Origin of the sequence: Azospirillum sp. B510 (assembly GCF_000010725.1) — a bacterium.
GTDB classification, from domain to species: Bacteria; Pseudomonadota; Alphaproteobacteria; order Azospirillales; family Azospirillaceae; genus Azospirillum; species Azospirillum lipoferum_B.
Genome location: NC_013859.1, coordinates 94,576 through 115,338 on the forward strand (window position 1 = coordinate 94,576; position 20,763 = coordinate 115,338).

A 20,763-nucleotide genomic window follows, 5' to 3' on the forward strand; every position below is an offset into this window, starting at 1 on the left:
CGGGACTCACCCCGCCATCTCCGGGCGCCATGTGCGCTGCGGGGCGCGCCAATCCATGCCCTCGATGAGCATCGCCAACTGGGCCGGAGTGAGCACCGCCACGCCCTCGCGGCTGATCGGCCACACGAAGCGCCCCTTCTCCAGGCGCTTGGTGAACAGGCAGAAGCCCTGGCCATCCCAGTAAAGAACCTTCACCAGATGACCTTGCCGACCCCGGAAAACAAACAAATGGCCGGCGAACGGGTCCTGCTGAAGGACCTGCTGGGCGAGCATGGCCAACCCGTCCATGCCCTTGCGCATGTCGGTGGCGCCCATCGCCAGATAGACCCGCACCCCGGCGGGAACCGAGATCATGGCGAATCCAACGCGCCGACCAGTCGGCGCAGCGTGGCCGGGGCGATGTCCTCGGCGACGCGCAGCACGCGGCCGTTGGCGAGAACCACCTCGACCAGGGCGGCACGGCGCTCGGCTGAGGGTGCCGGCTCCGGCGCCGACGGCGTCTTGGTGGGAGAGAGCAGGCCGGCGGACGGCGGCCCCTCCAACACATGAACCGGCACGAAGGAGGGCGCCGCGGCAGACAGTTCTCCGCTCTTGAACTGTCGGCGCCAGCGGTAGATCAGGCTGGTGCACACGCCGTGGCGGCGGGCCACCGCGACGACGGCGCCGCGCCCGCCGTGGGCCTCGCCGACCAAGCGGATCTTCTCCTCGGCCGAGTAGGTGCGCCGCCCGCCGGCGCCGGTGATGACCTCGATACGTTGGACTGCCACAGTGCAAACCACGCTGCTTGCCACGATGCCAAGCCAGCCACACCCACCGGTGCCGCCGACGTCCAGCTTTCAGCACGCGGCACACTCCTCCCGCAAGGCAGCACTCAGACGACGCTTACGAGCTACACGGCTTCGGAGAAGGCCCGGATGGTGGAGGAGGCGTTCCGCCCCGGCGTTGTGGTGACGGAAGCGGCCCGCCGACTGGGCGTGCACGAAAGTCGGGACCTGTTCGCCTACATCGAAGGCGACTATAATCGCCAACGCTTGCACTCGGCGATCGGCTACATCACCCCTGAGCAGGCCGAGCGACAGCCCGCATAACCCGCTGTCCACCGCTTCAGGGGAGGCTCAATCGCCCGCATCGCTGATCACAAGAGCAGCCGCATCGACGAGCTGCTGCCCTGGAACTGGACCAAGACCGCCGACGTTACCGGAAACGCCGACGCCGCGTAGCTCGGCGGACGCTTACGCAAGAACCACCGAAACAGGGCAAGATCATTGGCTGGTTGTCGGTCTGGGCAGATCCAGTATGATGTTGGTGCCGTCCGGACCGGAGACGATGTCAAGCCGGGCACCAATGGTCCGTGCCCGTCGCCGCATGTTGGCAAGCCCGTAGCCGCCGGGGCGGTCCGCCGCGCCGCCGCATCCCTTGTCGGCGACCACCACGCGGACTCCGTCGTCGGTCGGCCGGATCTCGATCGTCACCCGATCCGCCCCCGAATGCCTGGCGGCGTTCATCGTCGCCTCCTGAAGCAGGCGGAACAGCTCCAGCGCGGTCGAAGACGACCAGCCGGCCCCTTCCGGCAGGGCGTGCATCTGCCAGTCCAGGGCGATGCCGAGCGTGCGGAGCTGGGGTTGGATGTGATCCCGGAAATTCGCCAGCATCATGCCGGGATCGTCCCCGACCTCGGCCATCGAGGCGATGACCAGACGCAGATCGACCAGCGCCCTGCGCGCCGCGGTGCCGAAGTCACGCACCTCGGCATCCGTCCGGCGGCTGAGCGCCACCATCGACACCAGCTGGCCGGCGATGCCGTCATGGAGATCGCGGGTCAGGCGCGACCGTTCGGCTTCGAGCGCGATCGCCCTTTCCTGGGCCTGCTCGCGGGCCAGGCTGATGCGCAGCGCCGCCTCCGCATCGGCGATCTCCCGGCGCAGTTTGGCGTTGAACTGGTCCACAGCATTCAGCGCCGCCGCGAAGCGCCACATCAGGACGGTGCTGATAAGGCTGAGAAGCATGAAGATGGGGATGGAAAACGGGTTGATGAACAGCCGCTTGCCAACGGAGCCGTAGAGGATCGGCGCTTCGTGGAGGATCATCAGCAAGGACAGCAGCGTGGCGCCCAGGACCATATGGGCACTGTTGCTGCCTCGCCGGAAGGCCGCGTAGGACATCACGCCGACCGCCCAGCAGGACAGGCCCCAGGCGACCGGTGCCGCGACGTACCAGTTCAGGACATGGACGATCTCGGGAGGCAGCAGCAAAAATGCCGAGGTGACTCCCACCGGAAAGGCCGCGAACAGGATGCTGGCCCGCGGCGGGCGGCGGTTCACGAAGCTGAAGGCGAACGGCACCAGCATCGCCGTCACCCAGGAGAAGGTCAGGTTCGTAAGCTGCATGACCAGCGGTGAAGCCAGAGGCTCCGGTATGACGACGACGAGATTGCTGATCGAGTTGAAGAACAGGATGCCGGCATACAGGATATAGGACCATTCCGAGCGGCGAACCGCCCAGACGATCAGCAGCATCACACTGAAGGCGAACTGCCAGGCGAACAGCAGCTGCGGCAGGATGACCAGAAGGAAATGATGCTGCTGGTACACCGGTCGCAGCAGGCTGTCGGGTCCGGCATGGATGACGCTGAGATAGTTCTTCCGGCCGAACAGCATCACCGCGCTGATCTCCACGGTGTTGGTGCCGACCTTCAGCAGCGGGGCCGGGATCGCGATGATGTCCGGCCAGATCAGGGTGACGATCTGGCCCGAATGCGTCCAATCGCTGTCGTACAGCAAGGCATCGTTGACCCGGACCAGAATGCGGCCGGAATAGTTTGGAATCAGCACGGACCATTGCTCCGGGCCGTCCGGGGAGTGATCGAACTCCAACCGGTAGAGCCCCCCGCCGAACCGGCCCGCGCCGGGTACCCTGAAGCTGTGGGGCAGGGATACGGCGGCCTCCGGAACATCTGCCGGCCGGTCGAGGGTTTCCAGCGGCCGGAACATGGCGCGATCGAGCTCGATGCCGCCCTCCGGGGGAGACAGGGTGAACAGCGGCGAGCCGATACCCACCGCCAGAACGGTCAGGTAGAACAGGCCGATGACCGGGCGGCGCAACAGGCGCAGCCATCCGCGGCCTTCGAGGGCCTCGACGAGGCGTACGGCCACGGCCTCACTCTCCAAGCTGGATCAGCTTGCGTCCGATTGCCTCATAGACCGCCTCCGACCGCGAATTCACCTCCAGCTTGCGGTAGATGTTCTTGATGTAGGACGGCACCGTCTGCCGCGACAGGCCCAAGCGGTCGGCGATGTCGTTGTAGGTGAAGCCTTTCGCGATCCCCCAGAGGATGTCTGTCTCGCGCGGGGTCAGCAGCGGCGCCGGCTTGCGGTCCTTGAACGAGCCGTCCTGGACCCGCCTTATGATGTAGCGGGCGATGGAGGCGGAGATGGGCGAACGCCCCTCGATCAGGCCACGGACGGCCTCCACCATGTCCACCGGCTCGGAATCCTTGAGGATGTAGCCGGACGCTCCGGCGCGGATCGCCGTCACCACGCTGTCCTCGTCGCCCAGAACCGAGATCACCATGATCTCGGTGGCCGGAAAGCGGTCCCGAACCTCGCGGATCAGGTCGGTGCCGTGGCCGTCCGGCAATTGCAGGTCGGTGATCAGAACGGTGGGGAGGAAGCGTTCGCAGGCAGCCCGTGCCGCCTCCAGCGTATCGGCCGTGGCCAGAAGCGCGATGCCGTTGCAGGCGGTCAGGGTTTCCGCCAGATGATCGCGCGTCGGTGGGTCGTCCTCAACCAGAACGATCGTGAGCTGATGGGAACCGGCAAGCGGTCGGTCGTCCGGGCACGATGACATGAATTCCCTGCTGTCCTCGAACGGCATGGCTCGGGCCGGCGACCGCCGCGGCCGCCATGCGCGGGATGAACATACCGATCGACGATAATCGGCGTTCTCCGGGCCAACAACCCCTTATCGGTGAGCGCCCCGCCCCTTCCCCCATATTCATGGGGATGCGCCGACGCCCCCATGATCATGGGGTGCCGCACCGCCGGGCACCCCCTTATGGTCCGCAACATTGGGTGTTCCGAAGCGACGCGCTGCAACCGCTCGTGACCGTCCCGCATCGTCAGGACGATCCCGCAGTGAGTGCAGCCGGTACAGGTGCGCCACCAAGCGGAACGACAGGGGTGCGTTGTGAGCGCGATGACGTGTCTTGCCAAGACTGTCCGTATTCCGATACCGACGGCATTCCACGATGCCATCCCCGGCCGGGGATCGTCCCGAGCACCATGGCACCCGGTGCCCCGGTGTTCCGGACGATCCATCGCCAAACTGTCGCTGTGGCTGATCGCCAGTGTCGCCCTGATGGAAAGCGCCATCGCACCGGCCTCGGCCCAGACCCTGCCGGCCGGTCCGTCGGTCGCCGCCGGGGCAGTGTCCATCGCCACCCCGTCGGGCACCAGCGTCATCATCGACCAGACCTCCCGGAACGCCGTCATCAACTGGAACAGCTTCTCCATCGGGTCGGGGAACAGCGTCGTCATCAACAATGGTGGCGGCGCGACGCTGAACCGCGTCACCGGCAACATCCCGTCGCGCATCGACGGTTCGCTGACCGCGACCGGATCGGTCTATCTGATCAACCCGGCCGGTGTGGCTGTGGGACCGGGCGGAAAGGTGCTCACCGGTGGGTCCTTCACTGCCTCCACCCTCGACATTCCGGACGCGGCCTTCCTGAACGGCGGGGACAAGAACTTTTCCGGCACGTCCAAGGCGACGGTGACCAATGCCGGGTCGATCGGTTCGCTGGGCGGCGACGTGGCGCTGATCGCGCGGGAGGTGACCAACACCGGCACCCTGACCGCCCCCAACGGCACAGTGGGCCTGGCCGCCGGCTATGAGGTGCTGGTGAAGGATAGCGCGGTCGAGGGTGGCAAGTTCCAGGTCAAGGTCGGCGGGAGCGACACCGCAGCCACGACCTCCGGGCGGATCGCCGCGGCGGCGGCGGAGATCCGCGCCAATGGCGGCAACGTCTATGCGCTGGCCGGGAACACCGGCGGCGTGATCGCCGCCACCGGCACCGCCAGCAGCGGGGGACGCATCTTCCTGACCGCCGGTGACGGCGGCACGGTGGAGGCGGGCGGGACCCTCGCCGCGACCCGGAGGACGGAAACCGGTGCGGTCGAGGGTGGCGACATCCGGGTGTCCGGCGGCACGGCCACGGTGACCGGCACGCTGTCGGCCAGGGGATCGGCCGGCAAAGGCAAGGAGGGAAAAGGCAAGGATGGAAAGAGCGCCGCGGGCAAGGGCGGCACGGTGGCGGTCACCGGCACGGCGGTGAAAGTGGCCGGCACGGCCACGGTGGATGTCTCCGGCAGCCGCGGCGGGGCGATCGCGGTGGGCGGCGACTATCAGGGCGGCAAGGACGCCGCCCGCAAGACGCTGAAGGAGACTGTGGCGAACGCCAAGACGACCGCCGTCGCCGCCGGGGCACGGCTGTCCGCCGACGGTACCGACGGCGATGGCGGCAGCGTGGTTGTTTGGTCGGACGAGCATACCGACTTCGCCGGTGCGATCAAGGCGCGGGGGACCGGTGCGGGCGGCAAGGGCGGCGACGCCGAGGTGTCGGGCAAGGCAACCCTGTCCTTCCGCGGCACCGCGGACCTGAGCGCGGCGGAGGGCGCGTTCGGCACGCTGCTGCTCGACCCCTACAACGTGACGATCTCCGCGGGATCGGACAGCAACGTCTCCGACCTCTCCGGCGTGCTGACCGCCGGCGGCAATGACAGCGTGCTCAGCGTCGCCACCCTGAACGGCGCCCTGACATGGGCCAACGTCGCGGTGTCCACCGGGGCGGGCGGCAGCCAGGACGGCACCATCACCGTGGCGGCACCCGTGACATGGTCTACCGGCGCCGCGCTGACGCTCGCCGCGGCCGGCGACATCGTCGTCAACGCCCCGATCACCGCGACGGGAAACGGTGCCGGGTTGAACCTGCAATACGGCGTGGGCCGGGTCTATACGATCGCAAACAATGCGTCGGTCACGATGTCGGGTTCCAGCCCGACTCTGCGGATCGGCGAGGCGGGAACGTTCCAGTACTACCAGACGATTTCCAGCTTGGCGGATCTGGCTTCCATCGACAGCAGCGGGGCGACGGGGCGTTACGCGCTGGTCAAGAACCTGGACGCGGCGGGAACCACCTACACCAACGCGTTGGTATCCCGAAGCTTCTCCGGCACCTTTGCCGGGCTGGGCAACACCATTTCCAACCTGACGGTCAGCGCCCCCGGGACGGACAATGTCGGTCTGTTCGCGACGATCGGCAGCAGCGGCACGGTGAGGGATCTCACCCTGACCGGCGCCACCCTGAGCGGCAAGAGCTTTGTCGGCGGTCTGGTCGGCAGCAACGCCGGCACCGTCACCCGAACCCACGTTGTCGGGAGCGTGACCGGGGCCGGCGACAAAGTCGGCGGTCTGGCCGGTGCCAACACCGGGGCCATCGGCCAGTCCCATGCCACGGTGGTTGTGACGGCATCCGGTACCAACATCGGCGGTCTGGTCGGCTACAACATCGGGACCGTCACCCAATCCTATGTCACGGGCAGCGTGACGGGCGGCGCCGGCTCGACCGGCGGTTTTGTCGGCTTCAACCATGGGGGCGGCTCCATTGCGGATTCCTACACCACGGCAAGCGTCACCCAAGGCTCGTCCGTCGGCGGTTTTGCCGGGGCGAACGGCGGCGTAGCCACCATTGCGCGATCCTACGCCACGGGATCGATCGTGGGGCAGGGGAGAAACTACACGGGTGGATTCGTCGGCGCTAGATCCGGCGGCACGATCTCCTCCTCCTACTGGGACAGGGGCACGACAGGCCAGGACGCCAGCATGTTTGGCACTGGCTTGACCACAACGGACGCCTTTTCCTCCGCGTCCTATGCCGGCTTCGACTTCACCAACACCTGGTATATGGTCGAGGGGTATACGCGGCCATTCCTGCGGTCCGAATACTCCACCATCATCGGCAACACCCATCAGCTTCAATTGATGGGGATGGCCCCGTCCGCCGCCTATACGCTGGCCACCGACATCGATGCCCGGGACACCGGCGCCAGCAGCGCCGCCGGTATGTGGCGCATCAGCGGAAACCAGAGCGGTTTCGCACCGGTCGGGAATTCCCAGCAGCCCTTCACCGGCTCGCTCGACGGCCAGGGCCATGTCATCCGGGGGCTGACCTTCGCCTCCACGGATGGGAGCGCGAAGCTGGGGCTGTTCGGCGTCGTCGGCACGGCGGGCAGCATCCGCGACATCGGCCTGACCGATGTCAGCATCACCGGCTCCGGGGCGCAGGCCGGCAGCCTTGCCAGCGAGAACAGCGGCACCATCGTCAACGCCTATGCGACGGGAACCGTGACGGGAGGGACCGGGGTCGGCGGTCTGGTCGGCCGCAACACCGGCACCATCACGCAATCCCATGCGGCCGTCACCGTGATCGGAGACAGCAATGTCGGCGGTCTTGTCGGCGAATCCGAGGCCGGAACCGTCAACACCGTTTATGCGACCGGCGCGGTTCATGGGACCAATAGCGTCGGCGGTCTCATCGGCGACAGCTCCGCGGACAGCGTGACGAAGGCCTATGCGACCGGAGCGGTGAGCGGGAACGCAACCGTCGGCGGCCTGATCGGTGCCCTGCGGAACGGCGCAGGATCTCTTTCGGAGAGCTACGCCACCGGCGCCGTCACGGCGACGGACAACAAGGCCGGCGGTCTGCTCGGCGGGGTCGAGGACGCCACCGTCACCAACGTCTACGCCACCGGATCGGTCACCGGCACCATCGACAACAGCGATGGAGAGCATTTCATCGGCGGCCTGGTGGGCGACAATTATTATGGCACCATCACCAACGCCTATGCGACGGGACTGGTGACCCTGGCCAACACCTGCACCTCCGGCGACTGCAAGGCGGGCGGGCTGGCCGGCCGGAACGCCGAGGGCAGCATCAACGCCAGCTATTGGGACAAGGGCACGACGGGGCAGGCGGACGCAGCCGGTACTGGCAACGGCGCCAGAAACACCGTCACCGGCATCGAGACGGCGGACGCTTTCAGCACCGCCACCTATGGCAACTTCGACCTGACGAACACTTGGTATCTCGTCGACGGCCAGACCCGGCCCTTCCTGCGCTCGGAACACGCCACATCCATCGTCAACGCCCACCAGCTTCAATTGATGGCGCTGGACCCCACCGCCGCCTACACGCTGGCCGCCGACGTGGACGCCGGCGAAACCGGCGGCGGCAGCGCGGCCGGCATGTGGAGCATCGGCGGAAGCAAGCACGGGTTCGTGCCGGTCGGGAACAGTTCGACCCCGTTCACCGGCTCGCTCGACGGCCAGGGGCACGTCATCCAGCGGCTGGCGATCAGACCGGAAGATTATTCCGGGACGAATCAGGGGCTGTTCGGCGTCATCGGTGCCGCCGGCAACGTCCATGACGTCGGCCTGACCGATATCGCCATCACCGGCGCCGGCTATACCGTCGGCGGTCTTGCCGGCCAGAACGACGGTACCATCACCAACGCCTATGTCACCGGGAGCGTCCAGGGGTCTGCGCTCGGCGGTCTCGTCGGCAAGAACACTGGCACGATCACCCGATCCTACGTTACGGCAATGGTGTCGCACCCCACGGTCGGCGGCGATGAGATCGGCGGTCTGGTCAGCGAGAACACCGGCACGATCACCCAGTCCTATGCGACCGGGGACGTCACCGGCCGTGGCACGGTCGGCGGCTTTGCCGCCAAGAATTCCGGCACGATCACCCAGTCCTACGCCACGGGGGCGCTGACCGGCACCATCGGCACCGATTTCGGCGGTTTCGTCGGCAACAACACGGGCAGCATTTCCCAATCCTACGCAACCGGCGGCGCGGTATCCGCCAACATGTCGGTCGGCGGCTTCGTCGGGATGAACACCGGCGCCATCAGTCAATCCTATGCGGCGAAATCCGTGTCGGGATCCTCGATGGTCGGCGGATTCTTTGGCTTTTATGCCGGCGGTACCATCACATCCTCCTATTTCGACACCACCGTCGCCGGGACGACCGAACATGCCGGTTCGGCGTCCACGGTGGCTGGAATGACCGGCCTGACGACGGCGCAGTTCCAGGACACGGCGTCGTTCATGACGGGGGCCTCCGGCTGGGATTTCGACAGCGTTTGGGTACCGCCCAGCAGCGGCTATTATCCCGTTCTCTACGCCATGGCGCCCGTGACCTGGGTCAAGGCCCTATCGGCCGACACGGTCTATAGCAGCGGTTCGGGCACGGTGACCGCGATTGGCACGCAGAGCAGCCTCAGCAACTACATCTTCGGCAAGGCCGGCGACAGCCTGACCCTGACCGGCGCCACGATCGCCACCGACCCGACCGCCGCCGTTTCGGCAACGCCGACCACCGCCAGCCAACCCGCGTCGAACGCGACGGTCACCAGCGCCAAGGGCACGGACTATCGGGTGTTCTATTACGGCAGTGCCGCGCTGACCGTGACTCCGGCGGCGCTGACGATCACCGCCGGCAACGCCACCAAGACCTATGGCGATACGGCGACGCTGAGCGGCTACACGGTCACGGGCCTGAAGAACAGCGACAGCGTGACCGGGGTGACTCTGTCCAGCACCGGCACCGCTGCAACCGCCGGGGTCGGCAGCTACAGCATCAGCGGCTCCAGCGCACAGGGCACGGGGCTGTCGAACTACACGGTGAGCTACACCGACGGCACGCTGACGGTGAACCCGGCAACGCTGACGATCGCCGCCGACGACGTGACCAAGACCTACGGCGACACGGCGACCCTGACCGGCTTCACGGCCACCGGGCTGAAGAACAGCGACAGGGTGACCGGGGTTTCCCTGTCCAGCACCGGCGGCACGGCGGTGACCGATGGAGTCGGCAGCTACGCCATTACGGCGTCGTCGGCCCGAGGCACCGGACTGTCGAACTACACGGTGAGCTACACCGGCGGCACGCTGACGGTTAACCCGGCAACGCTAACGATCGCCGCCGACGGCGTTACCAAGACCTACGGCGATACGGCGAGCGTGAGCGGCTATGCGGTCACGGGCCTGAAGGACAGCGACAGGGTGACCGGGGTTTCCCTGTCCAGCACCGGCGGCACGGCGGCGACCGACGGAGTCGGCAGCTACGCCATTACGGCGTCGGCGGCCCAGGGCAGCGGCCTCTCGAACTACACCATCACCTATGCCGACGGCACGCTGACGGTGAACCCGGCAACGCTGACCGTCACCGCCGACGCGGTGCGCAAGACCTACGGCGACAGCACCACGCTGACCGGCTTCACCGCCACCGGCCTGAAGAACAGCGACAGCGTGACCGGGGTCAACCTGTCCAGCAGCGGCACGGCGGCCACCGCCGGGGTCGGCAGCTACAGCATCGCCGCCGCGTCGGCCCAGGGCAGCGGCCTCTCGAACTACACCATCACCTATGCCAACGGCACGCTGACGGTCGATCCCGCCGCGCTGACCGTCACCGCCGACGCGGCGCGCAAGACCTACGGCGACAGCGCCACGCTGACCGGCTTCACCGCCACCGGCCTGAAGAACAGCGACAGCGTGACCGGGGTCAGCCTGTCCAGCAGCGGCACGGCGGCCACCGCCGGGGTTGGCAGCTACAGCATCGCCGCCGCGTCGGCCCAGGGCAGCGGCCTCTCGAACTACACCATCACCTATGCCAACGGCACGCTGACGGTCGATCCCGCCGCGCTGACCGTCACCGCCGACGCGGCGCGCAAGACCTACGGCGACAGCGCCACGCTGACCGGCTTCACCGCCACCGGCCTGAAGAACAGCGACAGCGTGACCGGGGTCAGCCTGTCCAGCAGCGGCACGGCGGCCACCGCCGGGGTCGGCAGCTACAGCATCGCCGCCGCGGCGGCCCAGGGCAGTGGCCTCTCGAACTACACCGTCACCTATGCCGACGGCACGCTGACGGTGAACCCGGCGGCGCTGACCGTCACCGCCGACGCGGCGCGCAAGACCTACGGCGACAGCGCCACGCTGACCGGCTTCACCGCCACCGGCCTGAAGAACAGCGACAGCGTGACCGGGGTCAGCCTGTCCAGCAGCGGCACGGTGGCCACCGCCGGGGTCGGCAGCTACGCCATTACGGCGTCGGCGGCCCAGGGCAGCGGCCTGTCGAACTACACCGTCACCTATGCCAACGGCACGCTGACGGTCGATCCCGCCGCGCTGACCGTCACCGCCGACGCGGCGCGCAAGACCTACGGCGACAGCGCCACGCTGACCGGCTTCACCGCCACCGGCCTGAAGAACAGCGACAGCGTGACCGGGGTCAACCTGTCCAGCAGCGGCACGGCGGCCACCGCCGGGGTCGGCAGCTACGCCATTACGGCGTCGGCGGCCCAGGGCAGCGGCCTGTCGAACTACACCGTCACCTATGCCAACGGCACGCTGACGGTCGATCCCGCCGCGCTGACCGTCACCGCCGACGCGGCGCGCAAGACCTACGGCGACAGCGCCACGCTGACCGGCTTCACCGCCACCGGCCTGAAGAACAGCGACAGCGTGACCGGGGTCAGCCTGTCCAGCAGCGGCACGGCGGCCACCGCCGGGGTCGGCAGCTACGCCATTACGGCGTCGGCGGCCCAGGGCAGCGGCCTCTCGAACTACACCATCACCTATGCCGACGGCACGCTGACGGTGAACCCGGCGGCGCTGACCGTCACGGCCGACGCGGCGCGCAAAACCTACGGCGACAGCGCCACGCTGACCGGCTTCACCGCCACCGGCCTGAAGAACAGCGACAGCGTGACCGGGGTCAGCCTGTCCAGCAGCGGCACGGCGGCCACCGCCGGGGTCGGCAGCTACGCCATTACGGCGTCGGCGGCCCAGGGCAGCGGCCTGTCGAACTACACCATCACCTATGCCGACGGCACGCTGACGGTGAACCCGGCGGCGCTGACCGTCACCGCCGACGCGGCGCGCAAGACCTACGGCGACAGCGCCACGCTGACCGGCTTCACCGCCACCGGCCTGAAGAACAGCGACAGCGTGACCGGGGTCAGCCTGTCCAGCAGCGGCACGGTGGCCACCGCCGGGGTCGGCAGCTACGCCATTACGGCGTCGGCGGCCCAGGGCAGCGGCCTCTCGAACTACACCATCACCTACGTCGATGGAGCCTTGACGGTAACCCCCCGCTCGATCCTGGTGACGGCGGACAGCCTCAGCCGTCCCATCGGCACCGGCAACCCGGCCTTGACCTACACTGTTGGCGGACAGGGGCTGGCCAACGGCGACACGCTCGACGGGACTCTGAGCACGGCCGCCGGCACAGCCTCGCCGGCCGGTTCCTACACCATCGAGCAGGGCATGCTGGCCGCTTCCGCCAATTATGGCCTCACCTTCCTGCCCGGGGTGCTGACGGTAACCGCCACCGGGGAAACCATGACTCCGCAGCCCCCATCGGGGCCGGTGCAGGTTGAGGAGCTGACGCAGGTTCTCGCCGTTGCGGCCCTGCCGCGAAATCTGGTGGTGGTGACGGCTTCGCCGACGACCCAACCCTTCCGGAACGACGATGCTCCGGTGTCCTTCCCGACCGCCGGTCCCCAAGCAGCATCTGGCGATGCAAGAGCCGCCGTCGACGGCGCGTCTGGAGGCTCCTCGGGCGGCTCCGGTTCCCAGGAAACCGCCGGCGGTGCCGCGGCCTGTATCGGCGGTGCCGCGGCCAGCGGCGACTGCACAGCGGCCCCCCATCCGGAGAACACGCTTTTCGGCCGGTTCCTCCGCTTCTCCATGCCCTGACGAACAGAACGGTTCCGGCCCATGATCGTCGCACGCCCCACTGCCAACAACCCGACCTTCCACCGCGACGCTACGGCGTTCGCCCGGCTGGCCGAACCGTCACGATGGCTTGCCGCTCCGGCAGTCCTGCTCGTCCTGCTGCAAATACTGTCCCCGGACGCGGCGTCGGCGCAGGCTCCGGTACCGGTGGAGCGCAACCTGCCGCCAGCGGTCGCAGGCGAGGGCGGCGGCCTGCGCTATGGCAGCGGCCCGGCAGTCGATGTCGACGACACCCCGCTCGGCGTCGACCTCAAGGGCATCCGGCTCATCGGGCTGACCGATCCGGTGATGCCGGATCCCCCGGCGGGCATCACGTCATCGGGGGTGGAGGGGCTGGACCGGCAGCGCATCGCCGACGCGCTCGGCCCGTTCCTCGGCCAGCCCCTTTCGCGCAGGCGGTTGGCGGAGGCCCAGGCGGCCCTGGCCAAAGCATATCGCGAGACCGGGCGGCCGTTCGTCTCGATCACCGCCCCGCCCCAGGAGATCACCGCTGGTGTGCTGCAACTCCGTGCCCTGCTCTTCCGGACAGGGAATGTCCGCGTCAGGGAGGTGGACGGCACCGTGGCAGCCGACGGTCTCGCCGCCTCCATCCGCGCACCGGCCGGCGGGCTGATCGAGGCCGAGCGCATTTCGGAGGATCTGGACTGGCTCAACCGCTTTCCCTACCGCCAGCTCAACGGGGTATTCGAACCGGGCTCCGATCCGGGTTCCAGCGACCTGACTCTGGAGGTCACCCGACAACGGCCGTGGCAGGCTTATGCCGGAGCGTCCAACACCGGCAGCCTGCGCAACCGGGGGCTCGACCGGGTCTTCATTGGCTTCGCCGCCGGCCTTGAGTCTCTCAACGATCTCATCCTGTCGTACCAGTTGACCGGCAGCCGCGACGTGGTGTCCGATCCCGGCTCCCTGAGGCTGTCGGGAAGCAACCGGCCGTCCTATGCCAGTCATGCCGGGCGCATCATCCTCCCGACCTTTCCACGGCAGGCGCTCAGCCTGACCCCCAACTTCGTCGTCACCTCCCAGGACAGCGCCGGCGGGCTTCTCACCGTCCGCAACACCACCATCGAACTGCCGATCCTCTACCGCTCGGCGCTGTCCAACATCGATGCCGGCCTTGCCGGATGGGGTGACCTTTACGGGGGTGTGACGCCCAAGTGGCTGTCGCGCAAGGTGCTGAGCCAGGGAACCGGGTTGGCCAACGGGGCTGCGGGGGTGTTCGATTTCACCGTCGGCTGGGGCGGCTCCTGGCCCCAAGCGAGCGGTTCGACCGCTGTCGACCTCCGTGCCGTGGTCAATCGGGCCGGCGTGGTGCCTGGAAACAGCCGTGCGGCATGGAACAGCTTTTCCAACGGTCGCGTCGAGGAGGCTGATTACGCCTATCTCTATGGGGTGTTCAGCCGGGAGACTCCGTTGACCGGCGTGTCATGGCTGGACGGCGTCTCCTGGAACACCGAGTTCACGGGCCAGATGGCGGGCAAGGCACTGCCGGAAACCGAGCAGCTTGCCATCGGCGGGCTGTACGCCACCCGCGGCTATACGCTGAACGACGGCAGTGTCGATGCCGGTTTCGTTCTACGTAACGAAATGAGGCTGCAGTCGTTCGCCGCCCTGGGTCGTCTCGGCGGTGCCGGGATCGGCCCGGTGGAGGACGCCGTTTCGCCCTTTGCCTTTCTCGATGTCGGTCATGGCCACACCTACAATATCGGTGCCCTTCGGAGCATCGGTGAACGGGCCGATACCACGCTGGTAGGGCTGGGGGCCGGCGTCGATTATGCGCTGGCGCGGGTCCTACAGGCTGGCATGAACATCGGCGTGGCCCTAACCGACGGGCCGGAAACCAGCCGTGGCACCCTGACCGCCCAGGCCAGGGTTCAGGTCTCATTTTGATGGGCGTCTGTGCATACCACCGCCAGCCGGGGCCGGTCGGCGCGTCTGATGTGCCGCCATGGTATCCGGGGTTCCGCCACACGCCGGTTACGGCCAGTCACGACCGACGGCCGCCATGGCCTGCCGGTCGCTCCCGATCTGCTGGGACAGGCCTTCCATGTGGCCGAGTCCAACCGGGTCTGGCTGGCCGACAACACCCTCCTGCCCACCGCTGAAGGCTGGCTGTCAACCGGTTTTGAGGGCGCTTCCAGGCGCCGCCACCACTGCGGTGCTGGGGGCGGTCCAGCCCACGCAGGATTGCGGCCGCTTGGGCCGTCCTCGCCAAGGAAGTCGCTGTGTTGCAGCTCAGGCGGCAGACGTCGGCCGCGGCACCGGCAAGCCGCGCACCCGGATCACGCCGTCGCGGATCGCTGGCCAGCGGAACTGTCCGGCCTCCAATCTCTTCGCGATGGGAACCAGTCCGGTGCCGTCCCAGTGCAGGAGTTTGACCCGGTCGGTTTGCTTGGAGCGGAAGACGTAGACGACCCCGCTGAAGGGATCCGCCCCCAGTTACTGCTGCATCAGAGCGGTCAACCCATCCATGCCCTTGCGGAAATCGACCGGCTTGGCGGCGACCAGAACCCGCACTTCGCCCTCGATGCCGATCTGCACCCCGATGGCCGGGAGTTCCTTCGGTGCGACTGGCGGCGTCGTGGTGTCCAGCACCGCCGCCGCGACACCATGCCCTATTCCTCGAAGCGCTTGGTGGTACGTGCTTCCCGGCGCCAGGCACCGTCGCCCCAGACACCGCCACCTCGGCCAGGATCCCCGTCTTCTCCTCTAACGACAAGGTCCGGCGCCCCGCATCGCCCGTGATCACCTCCATGCGCCGCACCCGCACGGGCTCCTGGTCAAGTGCAAGGTCGAGCGTAGACACAAACCGTTCTCCCGATCATGCGATCCGGCAGATTCGCCCCGATCTGATCCCGCCGGAAGGTGGGGTCAGAACATCGCTTACGATGTGCCGCCCCGCCCCCGCCTAAAAGCCGATCATCCGTCCAGTCCGGGCTCACGTACGACGTAGGTGTAGAAACGCACCGATCCGTCGGCTTCCGTCTCACGGTACAGCCCCTGGATCTCGTTGTCGAAGCCGGGGAAGCGGTTGGCGCCCTCCTGGAAGACCTGGAGATACTCGATCATCGGCCGCGCATGCTCGTCCAGCCGTTCGCCCGGCACGATGGTGGCGATGCCCGGCGGATAGACCACCCACAGGGTGGTGGCGATCCGGCCGGCGATGCGGTCGATCGGCAGGTAATCCACATCGTTGCGCACCAGATGCCGCACCGCCTCGCGCGGCGGCATGACCATGGCGGGAAGATGGTCGGGGCGGAACATGCGGCGTTGCAGATCGTTGGTGTTGCGCTCGCGGTAATAGGCATGCATCTCCGCGCACAGGTCGCGCAGGCGGCGGCCGGTGTAGCGGGCCGGCCGGCGGGCGACGAATTCCGGGATGACGTCCTCCAGCAGCGCGTTGTCGTCGTGCAGCCGCTTGAACGCCACCAGCGCGCTGAGCAGCGTGCCGGCCTTGCTCGACTCCACGCCGGGCGTCAGCAGGAACAGGATCGAATTGAGGTCGTTCTTCTCCGGAACGATGCGGTTCTCGCGCAGATACTGAGCGACCACCGGGGCCGGGATGCCGTGATTCTCATAAGCCCCGCTGTGGCGGTCGAAGCCGGGAGTCAGCAGGGTGAGTTTGTTGGGGTCGGTCATCGCATAGCCGGCCGCCACATGGCGGAAGCCGTGCCAGTCGGCCCCCGGCGCGAATTCCCAATGGCGCACCTCGGAGGCGAGCGCGTCGGTCGGCACATCCTCCCACGCCATCATGGAGCCGGCCACCTCGACCCGATCCGGCACGAAGGGATCGAAGAACCAGCGGCGGGCCGGGTCGCTCTCGCGCTCCTCGAACTCGCGGCGGATGGCGCGGATCTTCTTGCGCAGCTCGATGCCCAGCCGGATCGTGTCGTCCCACAGCACTTCGCCCGAACGGCCCTTCATCATCTGCGCCCCGACATCCAGCGACGCGAACAGAGGGTAGAAGGGCGAGGTCGAGGCGTGCAGCAGGAAGGTCTCGTTGAAGCGGCGATGCTCGACCCGGCGGCGCTGGCCCTTGATGTGGCTGTCCTTGACGTGGATCTGCGAGGCCTGGGAGAAGCTGGCCAGCTGCTTGTGGGTGGATTGGGTGGCGATGATGCCGGGATGGCCGTCATGCAGCCCGTCCAGCCCCATGGCGAAGCGGCCCTTGAACAGCGGGTGGAATTTCAGGAAGCCGGCCCACGCCTCGTCGAACAGGATATAGTCGCAGAGGTGGCCGATCTTCGCCAGGATGGTCTCGGCGCTGTAGATGGTGCCGTCGTAGCTGCATTGCTGGATCACCGCGGCGCGGAAGGGCCGCTCGCGCTTCCAGGCCTCCGGGTCCTTGACCAGCGGGTTGTTGCGGATCTTCTCGCGGATGCGCTCCTCGTCCAGCGCCTCATGGTCGATCGGGCCGATCAGGCCGTAGGGGTTGCGGTCGGTCTCCAGGAAGATCGGGATGCCGCCGCCGAGGAACAGGCCGCCATGGTGGGCCGCCTTGTGGTTGTTGCGGTCGAACAGGACGAGGTCGTCCTCCGCCACCAGCGCCGACAGCACGATCTTGTTGGAGGCCGAGGTGCCGTTCAGCACGAAATAGGTGCGTTCGGCGCCGAAGATCTTCGCCGCTTCCTTCTGGGCCTTCAGCGCCGGTCCTTCATGGACCAGCAGGTCGCCCATCTCCAGCACCGAATTGTCGATGTCGTCGCGGAACACCGCCTCGCCGAGATGCTCGACGAAGATGCGGCCGATCGGGCTGCGGCTGTAGAAGATGCCGCCATTATGGCCGGGGCAGGTCCAGAGCTGGTTGCCCTCCTCGGCATAATCGACCAGTTCGCCGAAGAAGGGCGTCTTCAGCGTCTCGGCATATTGCTTGAGGCGGGAGACGAGGTTCTTGGCGATGAATTCAGGCGTCTCCTCGGCGAGGAAGACATAGCCGTCCACCTGGTTCAGCACGTCGACCGGGATGTTCTCCAGCCGCTGGCGGCGGACCAGCAGGATGATCGGCATCTCCAGACCGCGCTTGCGCGCCAGCGCGATCAGCGAGGCCGGCTTGCCTTCCATTCCGCGCTTGCCCCAATCGACGATCATGCAGCCGATGGCGGCGTCGGTGCGGATCGCCAGCTCGGCATCCTCCACCCGGCGCGTCCGCACAACCTCGAAGCCGATCCGCTCGACCTCCGCGACGATCTGCTGGACGCGCACGCCCTCCAGTTCGTCGGCGTCGAAGGCCGGGGCGCAGACCAGGAAGGAGAAGCGTCGAAAGAAATCCATGGGGAACTCCGGGGGGTGGAAAGCTGTCAGTCGCCGGCCTGGACGGTGCCGCCGCGATGGTCGTCGGGCAGTGCGCCGTCGGCGGAGCCGAGCGCGCGCTGAAGGAAGACGCTGTCGGTCCAGCGGCCGAACTTGAAGCCGACCGAGCGCAGCACGCCGGCCTGTATGAAGCCGCAGGCCTCATGCAGGCGCAGCGACGGGATGTTGGCGCTGTCCACCACGGCGACCATCTGGCGGCAGCCGGCGGCGGTGCAGGCGTCGATCAGGGTCGACAGCAGCTGGTGGCCGATCCGGCGGCCCTGGAAATCCTTGTGGATGTAGATCGAATGCTCGACCGTATAGCGGTAGGCCGGGCGCTTGCGGAACGGTGCTGCATAGGCGTAGCCGGCGATCGCGCCGCCGCTCTCCGCCACCAGATGCGGCAGCCGGCGCTTCAGCATCGCCTTGCGGCGGCGCTTCAACTCCTCGGGATGCAACGGCTCGATGTCGAAGGGACCGAGGCCATGCTGGATGTGGTAGCCGTAGATGTCGAGCATCGCCGGCACGTCCAGCTCGGTCGACTGGCGGATGATCACCGGCGGCAGCTGGTCGAGCACCGCCGGGACGGCAATGCCGGAGCGGATGATTTCGGAGACGGGGCGGATGAAGTCGGGGGCGTCCGCGTCGTGGGCGCCGGTGGCGGTCTCGGTCCTCACGGTCATGCCCCCTGTCCAAACGCCCCCTGTTCAAACCCTGGCGCCTGCGCGTTGATGCCGCATTCGCGCGACAGCTTGATGACAATATTGCTACGATCCTGTTGCAGTCGGTTTCCGGGCCGGTGAAGTCACCGGAGATATTTGCACCGCCGTTCCATTGACCTATTCTGTCGCCCGCCGGCAGTCCGCCGGAGAACAGGCAACGGAAGGGTCGCCGGGCATGGCAGGTCACATCAGGCTCGATACCGGCACCGACATGATCTGCGGCTATTTCCTGACCCCGGATGCGCCGCCGGTTCCGCTGTCCTTCGAAGAGATCGACGCGGCGGAGCGGCGCACCGACGGCGTGCTCTGGCTGCATTTCAACCTCGCCTCGGCGCGGGCGCGCGACTGGCTGGACCGGCGGAGCGGGCTCGACGAGTTCGCGCGCGAGATCTTGCTGGACGCCAACGACGACCGCACGCGTCTGGAGCCGTTCGATGACGGTTTCCTCGCCGTGCTGAGCGACATGCATTACGACTTCAACTTCGAGCCGTCGGACATCGGCGCCCTGCGGCTGTTCATGGACGAACGCCGGATCGTCAGCTGCCGGCGGCATCCGCTGAAGGCGATCGACCGCCTGCGCAAGTCGCTGCACGACCAGGGCCGCTACGGCAGCACCGCCGAACTGATGGCCGACCTTATCGACATGCTGGCCGACACGCTGGGCGATGTCGTGACGCGGGCCGAAGCCGATCTGGACAAGGTGGAGGACACCGTCCTCACCGAACGCTACCAGCTCGCCCGGCAGCGCCTTGGCCAGCTGCGCCAGTTGATCGTCCGGCTGCGGCGCCATGTGTCGCCGCAGCGGGTGGCGCTGGCCCGTCTCGCCAACAGCGGCGTGCCATGGATCAGCGATGACGACCGCGCCCGCCTGGGCCATGCGGTGGAGAAGTTCGCCGGCGTGCTCTATGACATCGAGGCGTTGCAGGACCGGGCCAAGGTGCTGCAGGACGAGCTTCTGGCCCGTGTCGCCGACCAGCAGAACCACAGCCTGCATGTGCTGGCGGTGGTGACGGTGATCTTCGCGCCGATGACGCTGATTTCCGGCATCTTCGGCATGAATGTGATGGGGGTGCCCGGCGTCGGTGGTCCCGAGGACCATGTGTCGCCGCATTCCTTCTGGTGGGTCATGCTGTCGATCCTGCTGTCCGGCCTCGCCATGCTGTTCTTCCTGCGTCCGCGCCGGTAACCGCATCGCGTGACGGCGGAACCACCTTCCCGACTCCACCATGAGCGGATGGGACGGTTTTGTCTCGAACCTGTTGCGCATGGTCGCCCGGTCGAAGGATAAGGTAAGCCAAGGCCGCCGGATGGGACGGCCATGGGGACCGCGATGGGCGATTCGGACGATCTCTTCGACATCTACCGCAAGGACCAGGGCAAGGCGGCCCTGACAGGGCCGGAGCTTGCGGCCGCTCTGGCCGACACCGTGCGGCGCAGCCTGACGCTGATCGAGGAGTTGTGCGCGGAGGTGACGCGGGCGCTTACCCAGGCCCGCTACGGCACGCGGCTGGCGCAGTCGGTGACGGATCGCTCCAGCTATGTGCGGCTGGACCGCCGGTCCGAGAGTTTCCGTGACTATCTTAGAACCTGGAGCCAGCAGCGGGCCGAGCGCGGTGGCGGCGGCATGCATTGGGAGGCCCAGATCCTGGTTACCGATCACCGGCGGACGACCAGGGAGATCGGCATCGGCATCGCCTTCGAATGGCCCGGCGCGGCCGGGATCGGGGGCGGAGAAGGGGCGGGAGACGGTGGCCTCGCCTTCGTCGAGTTCTGGCCGACCGGCGCCGGCGTGTCCCTGCCGTCCGACGCCCGCGGCTTCCAGCGGGCGCTGGTCGCCTGCATCATCAAGCTGGAGCAGGCCGGCGAGCTGGCGAGCGTGAAGGACCGCGGTTAG

General features: G+C 67.6%; 10 protein-coding genes and 2 pseudogenes. 5 read left to right on the forward strand and 7 right to left on the reverse strand.

The window, feature by feature from the left end:
• Nucleotides 1-6 precede the first annotated feature (6 nt).
• A complete protein-coding gene (gene tnpB, locus AZL_RS30410) occupies nt 7-354 on the reverse strand; it encodes an IS66 family insertion sequence element accessory protein TnpB (protein WP_012976042.1) in 348 nt (115 codons plus the stop codon).
• A complete protein-coding gene (locus AZL_RS30415; RefSeq protein WP_042443257.1) occupies nt 351-767 on the reverse strand; it encodes an IS66-like element accessory protein TnpA in 417 nt (138 codons plus the stop codon). The genes tnpB (AZL_RS30410) and AZL_RS30415 overlap by 4 nt, the downstream gene beginning before the upstream one ends.
• On the opposite strand from AZL_RS30415, the pseudogene AZL_RS37460 reads away from it, so the two are divergent.
• Nucleotides 675-974 (forward strand): annotated as a pseudogene (locus AZL_RS37460) (hypothetical protein); the annotation flags it as partial. The gene AZL_RS30415 and the pseudogene AZL_RS37460 sit on opposite strands and share 93 nt — an antisense overlap.
• Before the next feature lie 288 nt (nt 975-1,262).
• Here AZL_RS37460 and AZL_RS30420 read toward each other — a convergent pair.
• Together AZL_RS30420 and AZL_RS30425 are read right to left on the reverse strand one after the other, a co-directional pair.
• The gene (locus AZL_RS30420; protein ID WP_012978205.1) at nt 1,263-3,152 is read right to left on the reverse strand and encodes a sensor histidine kinase; all 1,890 of its coding nucleotides are present in this window, start codon (nt 3,150-3,152) and stop codon (nt 1,263-1,265) included.
• A 4-nt stretch (nt 3,153-3,156) separates the two neighbouring features.
• A complete protein-coding gene (locus AZL_RS30425) occupies nt 3,157-3,846 on the reverse strand; it encodes a response regulator (protein ID WP_012978206.1) in 690 nt (229 codons plus the stop codon).
• Nucleotides 3,847-4,290: 444 nt separating this feature from the next.
• Here AZL_RS30425 and AZL_RS30430 point away from each other — a divergent pair, with 444 nt between their 5' ends.
• Both AZL_RS30430 and AZL_RS30435 read left to right on the forward strand, forming a co-directional pair.
• Nucleotides 4,291-12,822: a beta strand repeat-containing protein gene (locus tag AZL_RS30430; protein ID WP_042446548.1), complete on the forward strand. Its 8,532-nt coding sequence runs from the start codon at nt 4,291-4,293 to the stop codon at nt 12,820-12,822.
• A gap of 21 nt (nt 12,823-12,843) precedes the next feature.
• Nucleotides 12,844-14,748 (forward strand): ShlB/FhaC/HecB family hemolysin secretion/activation protein, encoded by a 1,905-nt coding sequence (locus AZL_RS30435; protein ID WP_012978208.1) that lies wholly within the window; start codon nt 12,844-12,846, stop codon nt 14,746-14,748.
• 345 nt (nt 14,749-15,093) lie between these two features.
• Here the strand turns inward: AZL_RS30435 and tnpB (AZL_RS37745) are convergent.
• From tnpB (AZL_RS37745) to AZL_RS30450, 3 genes and pseudogenes are all read right to left on the reverse strand, one after another.
• A pseudogene (tnpB, locus tag AZL_RS37745) lies at nt 15,094-15,399 on the reverse strand (IS66 family insertion sequence element accessory protein TnpB).
• Nucleotides 15,400-15,777: 378 nt separating this feature from the next.
• Nucleotides 15,778-18,129, reverse strand: coding sequence for an Orn/Lys/Arg decarboxylase N-terminal domain-containing protein (locus AZL_RS30445; RefSeq protein WP_012978210.1), 2,352 nt, complete (start codon nt 18,127-18,129; stop codon nt 15,778-15,780).
• Nucleotides 18,130-18,155: 26 nt separating this feature from the next.
• Entirely contained in the window at nt 18,156-18,725 is a 570-nt protein-coding gene (locus tag AZL_RS30450; protein ID WP_012978211.1) for a GNAT family N-acetyltransferase, read from the reverse strand.
• A gap of 319 nt (nt 18,726-19,044) precedes the next feature.
• On the opposite strand from AZL_RS30450, the gene AZL_RS30455 reads away from it, so the two are divergent.
• Entirely contained in the window at nt 19,045-20,055 is a 1,011-nt protein-coding gene (locus tag AZL_RS30455) for a CorA family divalent cation transporter (protein ID WP_012978212.1), read from the forward strand.
• 132 nt (nt 20,056-20,187) lie between these two features.
• Nucleotides 20,188-20,763, forward strand: coding sequence for a hypothetical protein (locus AZL_RS30460; protein ID WP_012978213.1), 576 nt, complete (start codon nt 20,188-20,190; stop codon nt 20,761-20,763).

Excerpts from the sequence above, each read along its gene's own strand:
- tnpB (WP_012976042.1), bottom strand. The coding sequence starts at position 354 with ATGATCTCGGTTCCCGCCGGGGTGCGGGTCTATCTGGCGATGGGCGCC.
- AZL_RS30455 (WP_012978212.1), top strand. The coding sequence starts at position 19,045 with ATGGCAGGTCACATCAGGCTCGATACCGGCACCGACATGATCTGCGGC.
- AZL_RS30435 (WP_012978208.1), top strand. The coding sequence starts at position 12,844 with ATGATCGTCGCACGCCCCACTGCCAACAACCCGACCTTCCACCGCGAC.
- AZL_RS30460 (WP_012978213.1), top strand. The coding sequence starts at position 20,188 with ATGGGGACCGCGATGGGCGATTCGGACGATCTCTTCGACATCTACCGC.
- AZL_RS30425 (WP_012978206.1), bottom strand. The coding sequence starts at position 3,846 with ATGTCATCGTGCCCGGACGACCGACCGCTTGCCGGTTCCCATCAGCTC.
- AZL_RS30445 (WP_012978210.1), bottom strand. The coding sequence starts at position 18,129 with ATGGATTTCTTTCGACGCTTCTCCTTCCTGGTCTGCGCCCCGGCCTTC.